The sequence below is a fragment of the Frateuria defendens genome (assembly GCF_001182895.1).
Classification (GTDB): Bacteria; Pseudomonadota; Gammaproteobacteria; order Xanthomonadales; family Rhodanobacteraceae; genus Frateuria_B; species Frateuria_B defendens.
This window is the reverse complement of sequence record NZ_LFQR01000023.1, coordinates 1-17,972: the sequence shown is the minus strand read 5'-3', so window position 1 is coordinate 17,972 and position 17,972 is coordinate 1. Positions and strand designations below refer to the sequence as shown.

16 protein-coding genes, 1 pseudogene and 1 other annotated feature are annotated in these 17,972 nt (G+C 62.7%); of the genes and pseudogenes, 5 read left to right on the top strand and 12 right to left on the bottom strand.

What is annotated here, in order from left to right:
• Positions 1-825 (bottom strand): thiolase family protein (locus ACH65_RS03395; RefSeq protein WP_049621172.1); only part of this gene is annotated, 825 nt, incomplete at its 3' end.
• Between the two features lie 118 nt (positions 826-943).
• On the opposite strand from ACH65_RS03395, the gene ACH65_RS03390 reads away from it, so the two are divergent.
• Positions 944-2,074: a hypothetical protein gene (locus tag ACH65_RS03390; RefSeq protein ID WP_049621171.1), complete on the top strand. Its 1,131-nt coding sequence runs from the start codon at positions 944-946 to the stop codon at positions 2,072-2,074.
• 119 nt (positions 2,075-2,193) lie between these two features.
• Here ACH65_RS03390 and ACH65_RS03385 read toward each other — a convergent pair whose 3' ends face one another.
• The 6 genes from ACH65_RS03385 to ACH65_RS03360 form a co-directional block, all read right to left on the bottom strand.
• Positions 2,194-2,649, bottom strand: a complete 456-nt coding sequence (locus ACH65_RS03385) for a GNAT family N-acetyltransferase (RefSeq protein ID WP_049621170.1) — start codon at positions 2,647-2,649, stop codon at positions 2,194-2,196.
• A gap of 13 nt (positions 2,650-2,662) precedes the next feature.
• Positions 2,663-4,066: a nitrogen regulation protein NR(I) gene (gene ntrC / locus ACH65_RS03380; RefSeq protein ID WP_049621169.1), complete on the bottom strand. Its 1,404-nt coding sequence runs from the start codon at positions 4,064-4,066 to the stop codon at positions 2,663-2,665.
• The gene (locus tag ACH65_RS03375) at positions 4,059-5,069 is read right to left on the bottom strand and encodes a two-component system sensor histidine kinase NtrB (protein WP_049621168.1); all 1,011 of its coding nucleotides are present in this window, start codon (positions 5,067-5,069) and stop codon (positions 4,059-4,061) included. The genes ntrC and ACH65_RS03375 overlap by 8 nt, the downstream gene beginning before the upstream one ends.
• Positions 5,070-5,421: 352 nt before the next feature.
• A complete protein-coding gene (arsB, locus tag ACH65_RS03370; RefSeq protein ID WP_049621174.1) occupies positions 5,422-6,465 on the bottom strand; it encodes an ACR3 family arsenite efflux transporter in 1,044 nt (347 codons plus the stop codon).
• Between the two features lie 22 nt (positions 6,466-6,487).
• Entirely contained in the window at positions 6,488-7,000 is a 513-nt protein-coding gene (locus tag ACH65_RS03365; protein WP_049621167.1) for an arsenate reductase ArsC, read from the bottom strand.
• A 17-nt stretch (positions 7,001-7,017) separates the two neighbouring features.
• Entirely contained in the window at positions 7,018-7,362 is a 345-nt protein-coding gene (locus ACH65_RS03360; protein WP_049621173.1) for an ArsR/SmtB family transcription factor, read from the bottom strand.
• A 40-nt stretch (positions 7,363-7,402) separates the two neighbouring features.
• Here ACH65_RS03360 and arsH point away from each other — a divergent pair.
• Positions 7,403-8,126 (top strand): annotated as a pseudogene (arsH, locus tag ACH65_RS03355) (arsenical resistance protein ArsH).
• 107 nt (positions 8,127-8,233) lie between these two features.
• Here the strand turns inward: arsH and ACH65_RS03350 are convergent.
• Positions 8,234-9,468, bottom strand: a protein-coding gene (locus ACH65_RS03350; RefSeq protein WP_237561429.1) for an IS3 family transposase whose coding sequence is annotated in 2 segments (ribosomal slippage) — positions 8,234-9,171 and positions 9,171-9,468 — 1,236 coding nt in all. Because the reading frame shifts where the segments join, the coding sequence is not laid out codon by codon here.
• Positions 9,062-9,178 (bottom strand) — a sequence feature (AL1L pseudoknot). (Overlaps the previous gene by 117 nt.)
• A gap of 65 nt (positions 9,469-9,533) precedes the next feature.
• On the opposite strand from ACH65_RS03350, the gene arsN2 reads away from it, so the two are divergent.
• Positions 9,534-9,956, top strand: a complete 423-nt coding sequence (gene arsN2, locus ACH65_RS18545; RefSeq protein ID WP_064504807.1) for an arsenic resistance N-acetyltransferase ArsN2 — start codon at positions 9,534-9,536, stop codon at positions 9,954-9,956.
• Between the two features lie 11 nt (positions 9,957-9,967).
• On the opposite strand, the gene ACH65_RS21145 is transcribed toward arsN2, so the two are convergent.
• Genes ACH65_RS21145 through ACH65_RS18765 form a run of 3 tightly spaced genes read right to left on the bottom strand, consistent with a single transcriptional unit; the run spans position 9,968 to position 14,859 of the window.
• Positions 9,968-11,344, bottom strand: a complete 1,377-nt coding sequence (locus tag ACH65_RS21145; RefSeq protein WP_425478258.1) for a TniQ family protein — start codon at positions 11,342-11,344, stop codon at positions 9,968-9,970.
• Positions 11,337-12,401: an AAA family ATPase gene (locus tag ACH65_RS18770; RefSeq protein WP_161805583.1), complete on the bottom strand. Its 1,065-nt coding sequence runs from the start codon at positions 12,399-12,401 to the stop codon at positions 11,337-11,339. Before ACH65_RS18770 ends, ACH65_RS21145 begins: the two co-directional genes overlap by 8 nt.
• Before the next feature lie 4 nt (positions 12,402-12,405).
• Positions 12,406-14,859 carry an integrase catalytic domain-containing protein gene (locus ACH65_RS18765; RefSeq protein WP_082190125.1) on the bottom strand — a complete coding sequence of 818 codons (2,454 nt, stop codon included), beginning with the start codon at positions 14,857-14,859 and terminating at the stop codon, positions 12,406-12,408.
• Between the two features lie 1,092 nt (positions 14,860-15,951).
• Here ACH65_RS18765 and ACH65_RS03335 point away from each other — a divergent pair.
• Together ACH65_RS03335 and ACH65_RS19625 are read left to right on the top strand one after the other, a co-directional pair.
• Entirely contained in the window at positions 15,952-16,269 is a 318-nt protein-coding gene (locus ACH65_RS03335) for a hypothetical protein (protein WP_153242464.1), read from the top strand.
• A gap of 38 nt (positions 16,270-16,307) precedes the next feature.
• Complete coding sequence (locus tag ACH65_RS19625; RefSeq protein ID WP_153242463.1) at positions 16,308-16,778, top strand: 3'-5' exoribonuclease; 471 nt, start codon at positions 16,308-16,310, stop codon at positions 16,776-16,778.
• A gap of 17 nt (positions 16,779-16,795) precedes the next feature.
• Here the strand turns inward: ACH65_RS19625 and ACH65_RS19620 are convergent.
• Positions 16,796-17,972: ATP-binding protein (locus ACH65_RS19620; protein ID WP_237561428.1), on the bottom strand; the 1,177-nt coding region annotated here is incomplete at its 5' end.

Genomic DNA, 17,972 nt, shown 5'->3' with positions numbered 1-17,972 from the left:
GCCCAGCAGCACCGCGGCGGCGCCGTCGGAGAGGCCGGTGGAGTTGCCGGCGGTGAGCGTGCCGAAGCCGGAGAGCTTGTCGAAGGCGGGCTTGAGCGAGGCCAGCTTCTCCAGCGAGGTGTCCGGACGCAGGAAGCCGTCGCGCCTCAAGCCGCGGAACGGGATCACCAGGTCCTCGAAGAAGCCGGCGTCGTAGGCCGCGGCGAGCTTCCGGTGGCTGTCCAGCGCCAGCTGGTCCTGGGCGGTGCGTTCGATGTGCCACTCCTTGGCCATCTTCTCGCAGTGCTCGCCCATCGACATGCCGGTGCGCGGCTCGGCCACGCCGGGGAAGGAGGGCTTGAGCTCGGCCAGCGAGAAGCCGCGGGTGGCGGCGGCCAGCTTGTCCTGCCAGCCCTTGGCGCGGTTGATCGCCAGGAGGCGCCGGCGCAGGCGCGGGCTGTAGACGATCGGCACGTCGCTGGTGGTGTCCGAGCCGCCGGCGATGCCGGCCTCGATCTGCCCCATGGCGATCTTGTTGGCAACGAGGATGGCGTTGTCCAGCGAGGTGCCGCAGGCGCGCGCGGTGGTGATGCCGGGCGTGGTCGGCGCGAGGCCGGAGGAGAGCACCGCTTCGCGCGCGATGTTCCAGTCCGAGGAGTGCTTGAGCACCGCGCCCATCGCCACCTCGCCCAGCTCCACGCCGTGCAGGCCGAAGCGCTCGACCAGGCTGCCGAGCACCTTCACCGACATGCCGAAGTTGCCCACGTCCGCGTAAGCGGTGTTGTTGCGGCAGAACGGGATGCGCACGCCGCCGATCACGCCGACCCGCTTTTGCACCTTGTCCATGTCTGGAACGACCTTGAGCCACCGAAGTCCGTCAAGGCTAACCCGCGCGCTGGTGCGGCGAAAGCCCGCAGGGGCGGATGCTAGAATCGCGGTTTCCTGTCGTTCGGATTCCTCGCAAGTGGAAGCGCAAACGCTGACCGCCCTGCCGGTGGTGCTGGCCCTGGAACTTGCCCCCGGCGAGCCGCCGCAGCGCCTGCGCCTGACCCGCGACGAGGCCGCCGAGCTCGCCGCCCTGGTCGCCGCCGACCTCAACGCCCTGCTGCCCGCGGTGGACCGCGCGCGCCTCGCCCTGGCCGGCGCGCTGTTCGACACGGTGGAACTGCTGCGCCCGGGCTTTCCCGTGTGGGCCACGCTGGACGAGCTGGCCCGCCGCGTGCCGCGCGGGCACCTGGAGAACGTGGTGGCCTTCGGCACCCACGAGGGCCGCATGCCGGCGCAGCCGCTCGAGCCCGACGCCGCCTACGCCGACGGCCCGATGCGCCTGCTGCCGCTGAGCGTGCTGGCGCCCGAGCCGCTCGCCGCCGAACTGGCCGAGCAACTGGAGGTGGAACTGGTCGGCCGCGGCGAGGCCGGCCCGCGCACCGCCGACTGGCTGATGCGCACGCTCGGCGTGCGGCTGGAACACGCGCGCTACCTGAGCCGCAACGACCTGCTCGCACTCACCTGCGTGCAGTACGAGCACGTCAACCTGGCGCCGCTGTGGTCGCTGCTGGAAGCCGCCCTGCTCACGCCCTACCGCGACGAGGCCACGCTGAGCGCGCGCGGCCTGCCGCTGCGCTATCACGCCGGCCGGGTGCTGGCGCAGTCGCCCGCCGCCTGGCTCGCCGGCCAGCCGGGCGAGGCGGCGCAGCGCGCGCACGAGGTCGCCGGCATCGTGTTCGAGCTGCGCCAGTACGCCGCGCTGCTCGGCGCGCACCGCGTGCCGCTAGCGCTGGACGCCCCGGGCGACGGCGCGCCGTCCGGCAGCCTGCTCGAAGCGCTGGCCGAGCCCGCGGCCGGCGAAGCGCCAACGCTGTACGCCCACGAGGCACCCGGCCTGGGCGTGGTCGCGGTGACGGTGGCCGAACGCGGCGACGGCGGCCGCGCCCGCGTGCTGGCGCACGCCTACCCGCTCGCGCCCGCGGCGCTCGGCCCCCTGCTGGGCGCGCTCAGTGCGCGCTACGGCACCTCGGCCGAGTTGCATGCGCTGGGCCGCATCCTGCTCGACGGGCATGGGCGGTTCGGCGCACCGGACACCCCCCTGCACTGAAACCTATCGGGCCCCTGTAGGAGCGCGCCTTGCGCGCGACCGTTCCGTGCGGGGGGACATTGCGTTCCCGAAGAGCGTCGCGCGCGAGGCGCGCTCCTACAGGCACCGCCGCGCGCCGCTCAGCCCAGCGGCGTGCGCTCGTACATGAAGTAGTGGCAGCGCTCCATGCCGAGCCCCTCGTAGGTGGCCTGGGCGCGCCGGTTCTCGGTCTCCACATAGAGCCGCAGGCCCACCGCGCCGGCGGCGCGGGCGCGTGCCGCGACCTCGGCGTACAGCGTGCGGAACACGCCGCCGCGGCGCGCCTCGGGCACCACGTACACGCTCTGGATCCACCAGAAGTCGCCGCAGCGCCAGTCGCTCCATTCGTAGGTGACGAGCAGGCTGCCCACCGCCGCGCCGCCGCGCTCGGCCACCAGGTAGAAGCCGCGGCGCGGCTCGTCGAACACCGCGGCCACGCCGCGTTCGAGCACGGCGCCGTCGAGCCGCTTGGCTTCGGTCTCCCACGCCATCGCGGCGTTCCAGGCAACCAGGTGGGCGAGGTCCCCGCGGCGGGCGGGACGGACGGACAAAGGCATGGGTGGCTCCGGATCAGTGCTTGTTCGGGCGCCGCGTGCGCGAGGCGCCCAGCTTACGGGTGAGCGTGTTGCGGCCCACGCCCAGCGCGGCGGCGGCGTGCTGGCGATGGCCGCCGTGGGCCTCCAGCGCGGCCTGCAGCAGGGCGCGGTCCAGCGCCTCGCGGGCACGGGCGTGGATGTCGGTCTCGCCGGCGGCCAGCTCGCGCGCGGCCCAGTCGCGCAGCGCGTCGGTCCAGTCGCCACCGGCCGCGGCGTGGTTGGCGTGGCCGAGGTCGGCGCCATGGATCTCCGCGCCGGGCGCGATCACCGCCAGGCGCCGGCACAGGTTCTCCAGCTCGCGCACGTTGCCGGGGAAGTCGCGCAGCTCCAGCGCCTTGAGCGCGCTCTTGGCGAAGCGCTTGGGCGGCAGCTTCAGCTCCTGCGCGGCGGCGGCGAGAAAGTGGCGCGCCAGCAGCGGGATGTCGCTGCGGCGCGAGCGCAGCGGCGGCAGCTCGATGCGCACCACGTCCAGGCGATGCTTGAGGTCGGCGCGGAACTGCCCGGCCGCGACGCGCGCGTCGAGGTCCTGGTGGGTGGCGGCGATGATGCGCACGTTGCAGCGGATCAGCTCGCGCCCGCCCACGCGGTAGAACTCGCCGCCGGCCAGCACGCGCAAGAGGCGCGTCTGCAGGATCAGCGGCATGTCGCCGATCTCGTCGAGGAACAGCGTGCCGCCCTCGGCCTGCTCGAAGCGCCCGGCCACGCGGCGGGTGGCGCCGGTGAAGGCGCCGGCCTCGTGGCCGAACAGCTCGCTCTCCAGCAGTTCGCTCGGGATGGCCGCGGTGTTGAGCGCCACGAAGGGCTTGCCGCGCCGCGCGCTTTCCTCGTGCAGGGCGCGCGCCACCAGCTCCTTGCCGGTGCCGGTCTCGCCGGTGATCAGCACGTTGAGTTCGCTGGCGGCCACGCGGCCGATCAGCCGGAACACCTCGCGCATCGGCGCGCTCTCGCCGAGCAGGGCGTGACTGGCGGCGGCCGCCTGCGGCGCCGGCGCCGGCGCGGCGGCGGCCGGCACCTCGGCCAGCGCGCGGCCCACTGCCGCCACCGCCTGGTCGAGGTCGAACGGCTTGGCGAGGTAGTCCACCGCACCGGCGCGGTAGGCGGCGGCGGTGGTGGCGACGTCGGTGTAGGCGCTCATCACGATCACCGGCCCCACGCCCTCGGCCTTGAGCGCGTCGAGCAGGCGCAGGCCGTCCTCGCCGGGCATGCGCACGTCGGTGAGCAGCAGCGCGGGCGAGGCCGTGCGCAGCGCCTCGCGCACCGCCGCCGCCTCGCCGAACTCGCGCACCGCGTGGCCGGCGTCGCGCAGCGCCTCGGCCAGCACGAAGCGCACCGCGCGGTCGTCGTCGACGATCCAGACTTCCCGCTTCGAATCAGCCATGCGTCGCGCCCATCGGCAAGTAGAGGGAGAACACCGTCTCGCCTGGGCGGCTGACGTAGCGCAGCTCGCCGCCGTGCTCGCGGGCGATCTCGCGCGCCAGCGCCAGGCCCAGGCCGCTGCCGTCGGCGCGGCCGGAGACCAGCGGCTCGAACAGCGTATCGCGCAGCGCGGGCGGGATGCCGGCGCCGTCGTCGATCACTTCCACCCGCAGGGCGCTGCGCAGCAGGCGCTCACCCAGCCGCACGGCGTGCTCGACGCGGGTGCGGAACACCAGGTTGCGCGCGCCCGCCTCGATCGCGTTGCGGGCGAGGTTGAGCAGCAGTTGCAGCACGCGGTCGCTGTCGCCCTGCACGTCGGGCAAGCTCGGGTCGTAGTCGTGCAGCACGCGCGGCGCGGCCGGCTCGGCGTGCAGCAACGCGTCCAGCCGCTCCAGCACCTCGTGGATGTTGAGCGGACCCAGCCGCGGCGCGCCGTCGTGGCGCAGCAGGCGGTTGGCCAGCGTGGTCAGGCGGTCGGCCTCGGCGATCACCAGGCCGGCCAGGGCCTTGAGGTCCTCGTCGGCCAGGCGGCGCTCCAGCAGCTGCGCCGCCCCGCGCAGCCCGGCCAGCGGGTTCTTCACCTCGTGCGCGAAGCCGCGCAGCGTGGCCGAGAGCGGCGAGGAAGCCGTGCTGGCCTCGGCCAGCGGATGCACCTCCAACAGCAGCGTGCCGGCATCGAGCGCCTGCAGGGCCGCGTCCACCCGCAGCGCGCGCCCGTCGGCCGCCACCAGCGCCAGCCCGCGCCACTGCAGCGAGCGCTGCTCGGCCAGCACCCGCGCCGCCTGCGTGAGCAGGGAAGGATCGTGCAGCAGCGCCCCCAGCGGCTGGCCCACCGCGCTGCGCGGCCCCAGCGCCAGCCACTCGGCCAGCGCGGGGTTGATCCAGCGCAGGCGCAGCTCGGCATCGACCAGGGCCAGCCCGGTCGACATCTGCTCCGCCCACGCGCGCCAGCCGACTTCACTCATTGCACCAATGATGGACAACGCGCCCGGGTGGTGCAAATGCGTCCGGGTGACGCGGCGTTTTCCGCATTTACTTGTGTTCACAGGCGTATAGTTTGTGCGGCTTGCACAAACTATGGCGTTCGAACCCCGAACAAACTATGCCTCTCGGCTTTTCGCCTAAAAGAGCCGTATATCAGCGAGTTGCCGATCTTCACTGATATGGAATTCAAGGCGAGAGAGCCACAAGACCCTGAGAGACCAGACTCCTGTCATTTTCAGGAGTCGATTCGCCTTGAACTTGGTCACGTAGCTTCTGCGCCCTGCTCAAGGAGCGAGCTATCAACTGTTCTCTCGAACAGCGCATGGCAACCGATCAGGTACGGCACAACTCTTTCTTTGGACGCTCGTACCAATCTTTCGAGCCGTTCACGACACGGACAACCGAGAGCATCACAGGCACTTCGACGAGTACGCCGACCACCGTGGCCAAGGCGGCGCCCGAGCTCAAGCCAAACAGGCTAACAGCCGCAGCCACTGCCAACTCGAAGAAGTTGCTGGCACCGATCAACGCCGAGGGGCCTGCCACGCAATGCTCCACACCAAGCCAGCGGTTCAACAAATAAGCCAACCCGGAGGTGAAATACACCTGCACCAGGATCGGCACCGCGAGCATGGCAATGATCAGAGGTTGAGCCAGGATCTGTTTACCCTGGAACCCGAACAGCAGCGTCAAGGTGATCAGCAATGCGCCGAGCGACATAGAGCCCAGCGGGCGTAACCATTCCGCCAACGCCGCCTCCCCTCCACGCGCCATGATCCATCGGCGTAACACAGTGGCCCCAATCACAGGCACCACGATGTAGAGCGCTACTGACAGAACCAAGGTGGCCCAGGGCACCGTGATGGCTGACACGCCCAGCAGCAGCGCAACCAAGGGTGCAAAGGCCACCACCATGATGCCGTCATTGATGGCAACCTGACTGAGCGTGAAGTTCGGCTCGCCCCGGCAGAGGTTGCTCCACACAAACACCATCGCGGTACACGGCGCGGCGGCCAGTAGGATCAGGCCCGCCACATAGCTGTCGATCCGTTCCGTCGGCAGGTGCCCAGCAAAGACGTGGCGCAGGAAAAGCCATGCCAGCAGGGCCATCGAGAAGGGCTTTACGGCCCAGTTGATGAAGAGCGTGACGCCGATGCCTTTCCAGTGTCGCCCCACCTGGCGCATGGCGCCCAGATCAATCCGCAGCAACATCGGCACGATCATCAGCCAGATGAGCAGGGCGATCGGTAGATTCACCTTGACCACTTCCATGGCGCCCAGGACAGCAAACGGCTCTGGCAACCAGTGACCCAACGCCGTACCCAGCACGATGCAGGCCCCCACCCATAGTGTCAGGTAGCGCTCGAACAATCCTATGGCCGGGCGTGCGACACCAGGCTCAGACATGGGTGGCGTCCTCGGACTGGATAAACCCGATGCGATCCAAGGCCAACTTCAGCGCCTCACGATCTGCCCAAGTTTCCGGCGACAAGGTAAGGAAGGCCATGAGGCGCGCCTTGATGATGGCGTGCGCCCGCGCAAAGGCCGCCCGCTTTTCGGCATCACCACCCTCTACGGCAGCCGGATCGGGCAGCCCCCAATGGGTGCGCATAAAATCACCGAAGAACACCGGACACGGTTCCGATGCCGCGCTGTCGCAGACCGTTACCACCAGGTCGATAGGCTGCGCTCCATTTCCCGAGAACTCGTCCCAGGATTTGCTGCGCAGTCCGGCCGTCGACATGCCTGCCTCCGCGAGCGTGTCGAGCGCGTAAGGGTTGATCCTACCGGTGGGTTGGCTGCCGGCACTGAACGCCTCGAACCTGGCGCCGCCCCAGGCGCGCAAGGTCGCTTCGGCCAAGACGCTGCGAGCAGAGTTGCCCGTGCAAACGAACAGAACGCGATGGGTCACGTGCAATCCTCAGAGGGTCAGCAGCAGGCGTCGCCGGGCAAGCACGCCGTAGACATCGGGGCGCACTCGGCTTGCGGACTGCCCGCGCAACAGTTGTGGGTCAGGTAGGCAATCAGGCCGTTCATGGCCTCGAAGGCGGCGCGATAGCAAACGAAGCGCCCCTGCGGCTCGGCCGTGATCAACCTGGCCTGCACCAGTTCTTTCAGGTGAAAGGACAACGTGGCGCCGGGCACACCCAGCTCGTCGCCGATGTCACCGGCCATGCGTCCCATCGGGCCGGCCACTACCAGCAAACGGAAAATAGCCAGGCGCTTGGCATGGCCCAGCGCGGTCAAGGCGGCGATTGCTTCGTTTGTTTCCATAAAACTAGAATAGTCGAAACATTGGATTCCGAACAAGCCCATGAACATCGATCTACCGCATCTCCAAGCAGACCTCCTGCCCGCCACCGACGCGCTCCGGCTTCGCGCCAGCGAAGACGCCGGTCATCCGCCCCGCGTCCTGATCCTCTTACGGCTCCCTGCGCCCCCAGTCCTTCTCCCGGAAGCTCGCACTGGAGGCCGAACGGATCCTGCGGCACCTGGGGGCTGAAACCCGAGTGTTCGATCCTCACCAGCTGCCACTGCTGGACAGTGTGCCGGCCACGCATTCCGAGGTGCAGCGGCTGCGGGAATGGTCTAACTGGTCTGAGGGTCAGGTGTGGGTGAGCCCAGAGCGCCACGGCACGATCACCGGCGTCTTCAAGAACCAGATTGATTGGTTGCCTCTCGAAGACGGCAGCGTGCGCCCAACACAGGGCCGCACCTTGGCGGTGATGCAGGTCTGCGGCGGCTCCCAATCCTTCAACGTGGTGAACTCGCTGCGAGTGCTTGGCAGATGGATGCGCATGGTGACCATTCCGAACCAATCGTCGGTGGCCAAGGCCTGGCAGGAATTCGACGAAGAGGGCCGCATGAAGCCCTCGGCGTTCTACGACCGAGTCGTGGACGTCATGGAGGAACTCATGAAGTTCACCTTTATGGTGCGTGGTCACAGTGACTACTTGGTCAGCCGTTACAGTGAGCGCAAAGGTGATGCTATCCAACGGGCCTTGGCGCAAGCCGCCGGCGCCGTGGAGAAGGCCTAATCCGTCGCTTCTCGCCAACGCGTCAAGGAATAATCGCTGTGAACCCAGTAGAACAAGCGAAGCCGGAGTGAACCGCCCCGGGAATCCCGGAGGCTGTTTGGTTTGAGTCACGCCGCCTTGGGCAGCGCAGCCTGTTGCCGATAGTAAGCCGCCTCGGCTTCCGCTGGCGGGATGTTCCCGATCGGCCCCAGCAACCGCTGGTGGTTGAACCCGTCCACCCACTCCAGCGTGGCCCATTCCACCGCCGGGCGGTTCGGCCAGGACCGCCGATGGATCACCTCGGCCTTGTACAGGCCATTGATCGTCTCGGCCAGGGCGTTGTCGTAGGAATCGCCGACGCTGCCGACCGAGGCTTCGATACCGGCCTCGGCCAGGCGCTCGGTGTAGCGGATGGACACGTACTGCGATCCGCGGTCGCTGTGATGGATCAGGCCGCCTTCGTCGAAGGGCCTACGGGCATGCAGCGCCTGCTCCAGGGCGTCGAGCACGAAGTCGGTGCGCATCGTGCTCGATACCTTCCAGCCGACGATGCGGCGAGCGTACACGTCGATGACGAAGGCCACGAACAGGTGTCCCTGCCAGGTCGACACGTACGTGAAGTCGGCGACCCACAGCGCATTCGGACGCTCGGCCCGGAACTGCCGGTTCACCCGGTCCCGCGGACAGGGCGCCGCCGTGTCGCTGACCGTCGTCTTCACGCCCTTGCCCCGGATCACACCGCGTAACCCGCGTCGCTTCATCAACCGCGCCACCGTGCAGCGGGCGACGTCGACCGATTCGCGCCGCAGCTGTCGCCAGACCTTGCGCACCCCGTAGACCCGGCGGTTCTCGTCCCACACCCGCTGGATGGCGGTGCCCAGCTGCGCGTCCCGCTGCACGCGCGCCGGTGCCTTGGCCGGATCGGCCCGCCGGGCGGCATGCAGGTAGTACGTCGACGGGGCGATCGGCAGCACCTTGCAGATCGGCTCGACCCCATAGACGTCCCGGTGGTCGTCGATGAACGTCGTCATGGCTTGAACCGGCGGTCGAGCTCCGCCTGGGCAAAATACGCCGACGCCTTGCGCAGGATCTCGTTGGCCTGGCGCAGCTCACGCACCTCGCGCTCCAAGGCCTTCATCTTCTCGCGCTCAGAGGTGCTCAGGCCCTCGCGCAAGCCCTGGTCACGCTCGGCCTGGCGCACCCAGTTGCACAGCGTCTGCGCCGTGCAGCCGATCTTGCCCGCGATCGACTCGATCGTCGCCCACTGCGAGGTGTGATCCTTCTGGTGTTCGAACACCATCCGCACCGCTCGCTCCCGGACCTCCGGGGAATACGTCGGCGACTTCTTCTTCGGGGTTTCCATCGCTCCATCCTCTCAAGAGTTGGAGCCTCCGGGAATCCCGGGGCGGTTCAGAGGACCATGAAGCCATCCTGCACCTGCTGACCGAAGCCGATCTGCCCACGTCCGATCTCTTAGACGCCAATGCCGTGGAGCTCTTTGTTATTCGAGACGCCAACCAGATAGTCGGCGTGATCGGCCTCGAATTGACCGGCGATCATTCACTACTGCGCTCGTTAGCAGTCCATCCAATGATGCAAGGGCATGGTCTGGGACAGCAACTGGTGGACGCCGTCCATCAGCACGCCATAGGCAAGGGCGTCGATGCGCTATTCCTGCTGACCACCTCCGCCGAGGATTATTTCGGCCTTCGCGGCTATCGGCGCCTTGATCGAAAAGAGGTACCCGCCGACATCCAAAGCACACAACAGTTCGCCAAACTGTGTCCGGCGAGCGCAGTAGTCATGATGAGAGAACTAGGAAGTAAGCCCTCCCACATCACACGTGACTAACAGCGCAGCCTCTATGTCGCGGCTAGGGGCGATGCCGGTGAGGGAGCGGATTCAATCCAGCGGTTACTGTTCGTGACCATGGACAGCCGCTCTGAATGCTTCAATGCCCTAGCCAGGAGGCGTACGTATCTCATGGCCGCATAGAACGCCACATCCGCATCGCTCCTATCCACGTGGGACTTCTTCTCAATCTCCGCAGGCAGCCACCAAAAATAGTGGTGTGAACGCCCGGATATATCTAAGTTCTCCAAGCATTTTAGGGCGACAAGAAAAGCACGTTCCCTTGCTTGCCGGAGACTTGGCCCACATTGTCTTTTATATGCGTGGACATACCACGCATATACCTCCGGATCGAACTCTCTCAGCTTGATCAACGATACGCGTGAGTCCTTTGCCAGAATGCTTATAGGCGGAATGTACCGTAGCGATCTGTCGTCAAGGAGCCGTCTCGCCAACCAACGCGCATGTTTCACGGGGTCTTCGTTCCTCGCAAAAGGGCTAGCTATCCAATGCGAGCCGCTCCATAGGTCAAGAAGCGGGGCTTCCATAGCTTCTCTCGGCCTCATTATCAAATCTACAACCGGCACTCCCTGGAATGCGCTCAAGTTGACAAGTGCCCGAATGCTCAAAGGACTTGGCGCATTACCTGGGTCGCTCCAACTGACAGCTGTACCGAGCAGATCAATGCGGTTTCGACCATTGGCCTTGGCTTTGAGTCCAGACATCAACTCCGATAGAACGTCGGCGGACAATACTTGCTGGCTTGGTTCCGCACAGAAATTCACAAGGCTGAGTACTTGCGTATCAACCCAAGCGTGCAACTTGGATTGCTTCGCAAACGAGCCGTCAGCACCCAAAGAAGCCTTGCATTTGCGGCATAGGCAGCGTGTGGCGATAGCCCTATCACCGGGTTGTTTGGCACCGCACCGGGGGCATTTATCTGAAAACAAACAGCGATGGATTGGACATCGACTGATATGGGGTATTGACCAGACCAAGGGTTCCCAATCCGTGGTTGCATCCCATCGCTTATAGCAAAGGGGACACCACCGACGAGGTGTCCCACGCCAACCACTTACCGCTTTTCGGCCAATGATGTCCTTCAATGGCAAGAGAGTTCCACACCTTAAATGTGGAACTCCGGCTAACTTCTCCATAGACAAAACGAGCCTTTCAGCTTCTTCGTCCGTGCGATAACAGCGAAGTCGCTGACCAGATCCGGACCGACCATTGCTGCTTGCTAGTAGGCCCATGATCTGAGACAGCGACCAGCCCGTCGTCCAGGACATCCGCAATACGTAGTAGTCGATTGATTCGACCAATTCCGATGCAAGCCCACGTAAAGGCAGCGGTGGAAGTGCTGTCCAGACGAACTTTCCCTCACCCATCGCAATTAACCTTTGACGCAGGCTTGGGATCATCCTCGGTGGCCGTGGAGGCTCTTTTCTTTAGCCCCCAGGCGCTAGCAACCATCACCGCCCTCGCCTTTGTATTTGCCGATTTCATGACCGCCTCAAAGAACTTTACGTCCTCCCACATTTTTTCGTAGTCCCGATCGCCGTAATACGAACCGGTGATGTCGTTCTTCGTGATCGCATGGCGGCCCGCACTGTCAGCCCGCTCTTTGGCGTCTGCCAAGATTTTTCTCAGAACACCAAAGATCCCAGCGGAAGCCGCCATTAGCTCGGCAGCCATCTCAAACAAAAGCGCAGGTCTGGAGAAGGAATACTCATGACCCAAGGTTCGCAGAAGTGTTAGAAATGGGTCGCGATCCTCTCTGCGCTCGTAGCTATATGGACGCATCCAGATCAAGGTCGAGCGTCGCCGAACCTCTGGACGCTGCGCCCATAGGTCAGCGGCACCATGGACGCCACTTAGCAGAAAGTTCAGATCGCCGCTGTCCAAAATGGACATCAAATTGAGAATGTGGTCGGCGGGATCTTTGTTGCGATGGTTGGTGCAGAGGGCATGGGCCTGATCAATAGCCGCTAGCCACATGCCTCGCGAGGCAGCAAGTTGCTGGAATAATCGCCACATGGACTCCTCCGTCACGTTAGGACGTGGCATGCCAAGGAGCTCACGGTGCGCCCGTTCGATCTCCGCCTTTACCATTGCATACGTTGGGTTATCTGGGTCATCGCTGTCCCGCAACCATCGAGGGTTGGGCGCAATCAGTTCATAGACCAAAGATTCTGCGAGGGAGCGCGGATTGAAGTACGCCCTCTGAGCTAGAAGCGCAAATACTTCAATGACTGGGATGCGTCCTGCACCCCAGTAAGCCGGCTTGCCGCATATTGTGCGTAGTATGGCCTGACGAACAGTCGTTTTTCCGATACCAGAGGGGCCAATAACAAAGATGAACCGACCGCGCTTGGGGTTTTCGAGTGCTCGCTTGAGCTCGACGCGTGCTTCAACGAATTGCGCATGAGGAAAGACTCTGTTCATCGCGCTACTCCGCTGAAAGTGGTGAGTAGTTGTCCCAGCACACCGCGGGGATGGCGTCACTGTCACTGACTTCTGCAGTAGCAACTTCTGCGTCCTTACCCTGCTTCTCAGGCGATGACTGTTCCGGTTCCACAGCGACCGCGTGAGCCTGGTTGCGGTGATATCGAGGGCGATCGACATCAAGCTTCCGCAGCCGCCGGCCACGCCGTGCGTGGGGAGACCAAAGGAATTCAAACAGCTTTTCCAGGGGACGCAGGGACGCGGTCGAGAAGATGCCGCTGTGATAGGCCTTCAACCACTGCGATCGCACCCTGACAAAAAGCAGCATCGAATCTTCACAATCCTGCCTCACCTCATCAGGTTGCGATGTCCTCAACAAAAACCGAAGTTCTTCACTGGTGAAGATGCCACGGCCGGTTCGGATGCCTCGCTTTTCTGTAGCCTTGCCTTTGAAATCGACGGGAACGGACGTCTTGATTTGAAAATCATCGTCAAGCTGTTGTGGCGTGCCCATGACACCAAAGCGCCCGACAACCTCATCTCTGCGTTCGATGGGCGTACAATCACCCTCTCCAGGTGTGTTGGGCAGATCGCCGTACAGATACTCTTCGAACGCTCTACAAATAGTCATAAATGCCAGCTTCGCTGTTTTGCGGCTCTTGAATTTGCCGTCGACCTTCCGACCTCTCATGTCTGGCTCGGTCGAGCCTGGCAAGTCATGAGCGACATTTATGTTGACTTGCTTGATGGCGCACTCGGCTTGGCCGTTGTAGCGACTACCCCCAGTGGGTGCCCAGAGAAGCGTGATACCGTTCTCTAGGCAGAATGCTTTGAGCCAGAGGGAGTCATTTTCTGAGCCGCGATCGAGGACGATGACCGAGGGAAGAAATCCGTGCCTTCGAACGAAGTCGCGCAGCAGAAGCGCCAACCCATTGGTGCATGCCTTTCCGAAATAGAGCGAGTGGGCCATTGGCATGCCCGTCGCTTCGTCGATACCGATATAGAACCATGGCTTGTCACCGCAGAAATCGATCTCGACAACAGGTTCGCATCGATTGTCGAATTGCGATGAGTCGATGTGCAGCGTATGGCCGAAGCCGATGGCTTTTCCCGACCGCATAGTGGGATCGGAGATGGGTCGAGCGGCTTGATAAGCACGCATGCCGCCTGTAGCCAACGCCCTTTTGGTTGAGTCTTCTTGCCGCACGTATCGGTATAGCGTTTCTATGGATGGGGTGGTTGCGCGGTGAAGGTTGCAGACCTTCTCCAATTCAAACCACAGATTCTTTAGTGTTCTGACTTTTCCGCGATTCCAAAGCACGCGAATGACCCATTCCAAACATTGCTGCTGGGTAGGGTCAAGGCGTGCTTGGCGGTTGCCACTCTTTGCGTAGTTCGTCAGGCAAGCCGACAGGGGTGATAAGCCTTCCGATACCGCATTCTTAACGCTGGAAGCTAGTTGCTTCATGCGTACTGTAGGTTTTTCGACACCACGTTCGATGCGCTCAAGCCGTGCCAGCCGTCTCTTCGCAGCGTTGTAATCCGTCGTGGTCGCGAGCCCGATGGCATCGTGAACAGCGGGTTGACTCGTCGCTCGAACTAGCGCCTGAAAAGCTAAGGCATCGACCTGCCGTGCTTGCTCCCATGTCGAGTACAAATAGAAGTGTTGAGGCAAGGTAATCGGCGTGCTCGTAACCAGGCCATAACACCGCCGATCCGCCAGAAGAGCCAAAGCAATACGCTCACGAAATCCCGGTACCGCATCGCCAAGTTCTTCGATGGAGTACGGTCTAGCTGCCAGAAGATCCAGTGACCGCTCGGCAATTCGCATCTCGTCTGGCCCGAGAGGTAGCTGCTTCAAGGCATACATCGCCTCCAGGTTGCGCAGGTAATTCGCGACGGGCTCGGGTGGCATCCACACGCGAAAGAGGAAATCTCTCTCGTTCGCCCATCGCTCATAAGGTCTGCAAGTCCAGTCCTCGCCGTTCTTCTCCCACTCGCCCGGATGTTGATGCTTTTCCAGCCACCTTTCTGGCTTGCACTCAACTAGTTCGACTCGATCCTGATGAAAGACAAGGAAATCGAGTGTTGCGTTGGAAACGTGCTTCGCACCTCCCTCGCTAGTTCGGAGGACGTGGCGACAAGGAAATTGCGAGTAGTAGCCCTGTACGGTGCCATCCATCTCGAGCTCGTAGGCGAATGGACGTTCACACGTGTGGCTTTCAAGAATCCGAATAGCGCCGCACTTGGCCGAGGCGAGTTGGACCTTGACGTTCTGCAGGGCGCCCTTGCCTACGGGGCGTTGACCGCTTTCGGCAACCATCCACTCCAGTTGCGTGATCTGGAAGGGGTTGTATCCAGCACGTTCATAGACCTCGTACCGCTCTCGTTCGCTGAGCCCACCAAGGCGTTGTTCGTCGACAACCGGCCGTTTGATTTGTAGCGCGCTTGTTGCCATGTTTTTTCTCCTCTAGGTGCGCACTTCCCTGCCGGCAAGCCACAGGGTTACCGTTAGGTCGAGCGCAGCCATCTAGGCCTCCACAGAGGCCTATTGACTTTTCATAAGGGGCGCAGGAACCTAGAGGTGCTGACCAGCCAGTCATGCACCTACTAAAGCCTACGCGAGCCGCAAACTCGGTAGGCTTTTTAGTTTCCCGCTGGTTGGCCTACGTAGTTTTTCTCTGCCCTCCTGAAGCGCTGACTGCTTCTCTGCCTGAAAAACGTTAAAGCCGCCGCTCTCGCGAGCAGCGGCTTTGTTTTATCGGCTGTGCGGCCTTGCTTGTTGCATCGATCGCCGCCTACTGCCGTTTAGGCGCCGCTGACCCAGGCGGATATACGCAATCGCTCGCTGTCCGAACCCACCGTCACTTCGCTTTGGTGGACGCGATCCAGCTTCGGCGAAGGAGCGCCTCAAGTCTTTCATGGTAAGTGCCCGCTCTTGACCAATGCGGGCCGCTCGGCGCGTTGAACCGCATCCGAAAGCCATGCCGCCACATCAAGGCTTAGCAGAAATGTTCCTCGGCGCCCGGGCAAGGAAACACAAGGAATCGGTAGCAAGCCACGTGAAGCAGCTTTGCGTGCGGCGTCTAGGCTTGGATAAGAGAGCTTCCGCCAAACGCGGGAGAGCGGGACATAAGGTCCGAACTCGTCATACAACTCTCGACGGAATAGCTCGTACTGCTCTTGCATAGGATCACCTGATCCTTCGACAAAACAGTGGATGCTTGGAAATAGACCACTTCGTCCGGACTATTGCAAGGTGCGTTTGGACGTCTATTAGTCAACTTCTTGTCGTCCAACAATTCTCACAAAGCCGTATTTTTCGATGGGAAAAAGCCATGCTTCGGCATGGCCATGCACGTGCGATGAAGCGACATGAAGGGCCACTTCGGGGATCTCTTTTCGCGTTAGCGAGATGGTCTGCGATTCGTCGGCGTAGAATGCTTATGGCGATTCGGAGAGCGGCACCGTAACCATGCGTGCACCAGGTAATTCGTCGGTGCATGAGGCGAAGCCGAGGTCTCCATGCGCGATATTCGGGGCACTCGTCATGGCAAATGAGCTCACTTCGCCAAGATTTCTTGAAGGCGGCTGGCACATCAGTTATCTGGTCTGGCACGCGACAGGGGAAGGCGTGCGGGTATGTGTTGCTGTGGCGGGCAGCCAGGCAGATGCGGAGAAGACCCTCAGAAGCAAGATCGAGGAGGACTTCTATCCCGCCATTAAGTCATCGCCAATTACTGACGACAGCAACGACGAAGTCATGCGACTGCTTCAATGGATTCCTGATGCCGTCAAAGAAACCCTGAAACAGGTGCCGCTGGGCATGGGCGAGTACTATGCAGAGCTGTTCTACGACTTAGGCTAGTACGATCAGCGCGTGGCGCATGCATGAAGGGAGATGCCGTGGACCTGTACCTAGACTGCGAGTGGGCTGATGTACTCGCGTCGGAACTGGTTTCTATCGCATTGGTATCTGCCGACGAGCAACATAGCTTTTATGCGGAGCGCGATCCTCTTCCTACCGATCCGGCGCCATGGGTTCGATCAGTTGTATATCCACTACTGGAGCGTGGCGACGCCGCACTGGATGACAACACCCTGACGCATCGGTTGCGTGACTTTCTGGCAGGCTTATCGAACCCCCGCATCCACTATGACTCCGGCCACGATCGGGCTCTTTGCCAGTATGTGATCGATGGGCTAGATGCACCTGAGCCGGAAGGTCCTACGCCCACGGTGTCATGGGTGCGTCTTGATGGACTGCATTCGGAGCTTGAACGCTGGTGGCAAACACATCCAGAGCAGCAATCTCGGCGTCATCACGCACTTGTCGATGCGATGGCATTGCGAGGCGCGGCACTAAGGGGGTGCTAGCTAGCCCAGGCTTGGGGCTATCCTTCATTCTCAGGTGCGGCCTTGCCCATCCAGTCATCCGCGACCGAATTCCAGTCGATCTTGCGCTCTTCTGAACCAGTCCAGACCTCCCAGAAATCAGGATCAGCCGATTGGGGCCGATGATCTTCATGCAGCTCCGTCATCTCTACTAGGATTGGCATAGGCGTGGCCCACCCAAGAAGGACTGCTTGCCGCGATGGTAGAGAGGGGAGGTCTCTCAGCAGTCCGCCCACGTTGTCGGGCACTAGCCGACGGATAAGGTCTTGGTCAACGTCGTTGACGATGCGGTGAAGCAAGAACGTGTTGCATTGAGCCAAGACCGTCGCAGACAGCTCACTGGGCCTTTGCGAAGAAAGAACCATGCCGAGACCGAACTTGCGGCCCTCTCTAGCGATGCGCTCGAATGTCTCCCGACACAGGGCGGCGGCACTGGAAAGATCATCGTCGCGGCCCTTGCGAATGAACGAGTGGGCCTCCTCCAGGACGATCGCAGTGGGCAGCGAGCGCCCTTCTGGATGAAGTCGTCGATAGCGTTGCAGGGCCTCGAAGACCAATCGGCCCAGGACCGCGACTACGGTGTGAATGATCTCCGTGGGAACGAGGGAAAGATCAATAACGGCGACCGATCCGGTTTTGGCCTGGTCGGCTCCAACGTAATCAGCTAGCCAGTCGGAGAACGAGAGCTTGTCATCGTCTCCAATCACCGATCCAAGCCGCGCGTCGGCCACCATGGATCGGATACGCAAACCAAGCGTTGAGATGAAGCCAGCGACATTGCCGCCTTGATCCTGGGCGATCTGATCTAGATGGTCAGCTAACAAGTGAACATCGAACCAATTCGGTGCGTCCTCACCAACCGGTGGAGGCGGAGGCGCCTCCGGAAGCATTTTCAATAACTCGCTCGATGCTTCGAGGAGATCCTGGATATCCTTGACCGTGAAGTCTATGGGATACCCGCCTTTGTTCGTTCGGCGCTGGATTGTTTCTCCAGCACGGACGGATATTGAATTGAGGGCGGCTTGCACGTTCTCATCTTTTACACGGTCGCTGAAGTCTCTAAAGTCCTCGGCCATCTTGTTGAGAAAATCTACGCATGCATATCTCTGCTTAGGGATGCTCTGATCTATCGAGAATGAAGCAGACGTCCATACGTCCGCAACCTCTATCGCGACA

Coding starts and splice junctions, on each gene's coding strand:
- ACH65_RS18770 (WP_161805583.1), bottom strand. CDS start 12,401: ATGAACAGAGTCTTTCCTCATGCGCAATTCGTTGAAGCACGCGTCGAG.
- ACH65_RS21145 (WP_425478258.1), bottom strand. CDS start 11,344: ATGGGTGAGGGAAAGTTCGTCTGGACAGCACTTCCACCGCTGCCTTTA.
- ACH65_RS03335 (WP_153242464.1), top strand. CDS start 15,952: ATGGCAAATGAGCTCACTTCGCCAAGATTTCTTGAAGGCGGCTGGCAC.
- ACH65_RS03360 (WP_049621173.1), bottom strand. CDS start 7,362: ATGGAAACAAACGAAGCAATCGCCGCCTTGACCGCGCTGGGCCATGCC.
- ACH65_RS03375 (WP_049621168.1), bottom strand. CDS start 5,069: ATGAGTGAAGTCGGCTGGCGCGCGTGGGCGGAGCAGATGTCGACCGGG.
- ACH65_RS18765 (WP_082190125.1), bottom strand. CDS start 14,859: ATGGCAACAAGCGCGCTACAAATCAAACGGCCGGTTGTCGACGAACAA.
- ntrC (WP_049621169.1), bottom strand. CDS start 4,066: ATGGCTGATTCGAAGCGGGAAGTCTGGATCGTCGACGACGACCGCGCG.
- ACH65_RS03385 (WP_049621170.1), bottom strand. CDS start 2,649: ATGCCTTTGTCCGTCCGTCCCGCCCGCCGCGGGGACCTCGCCCACCTG.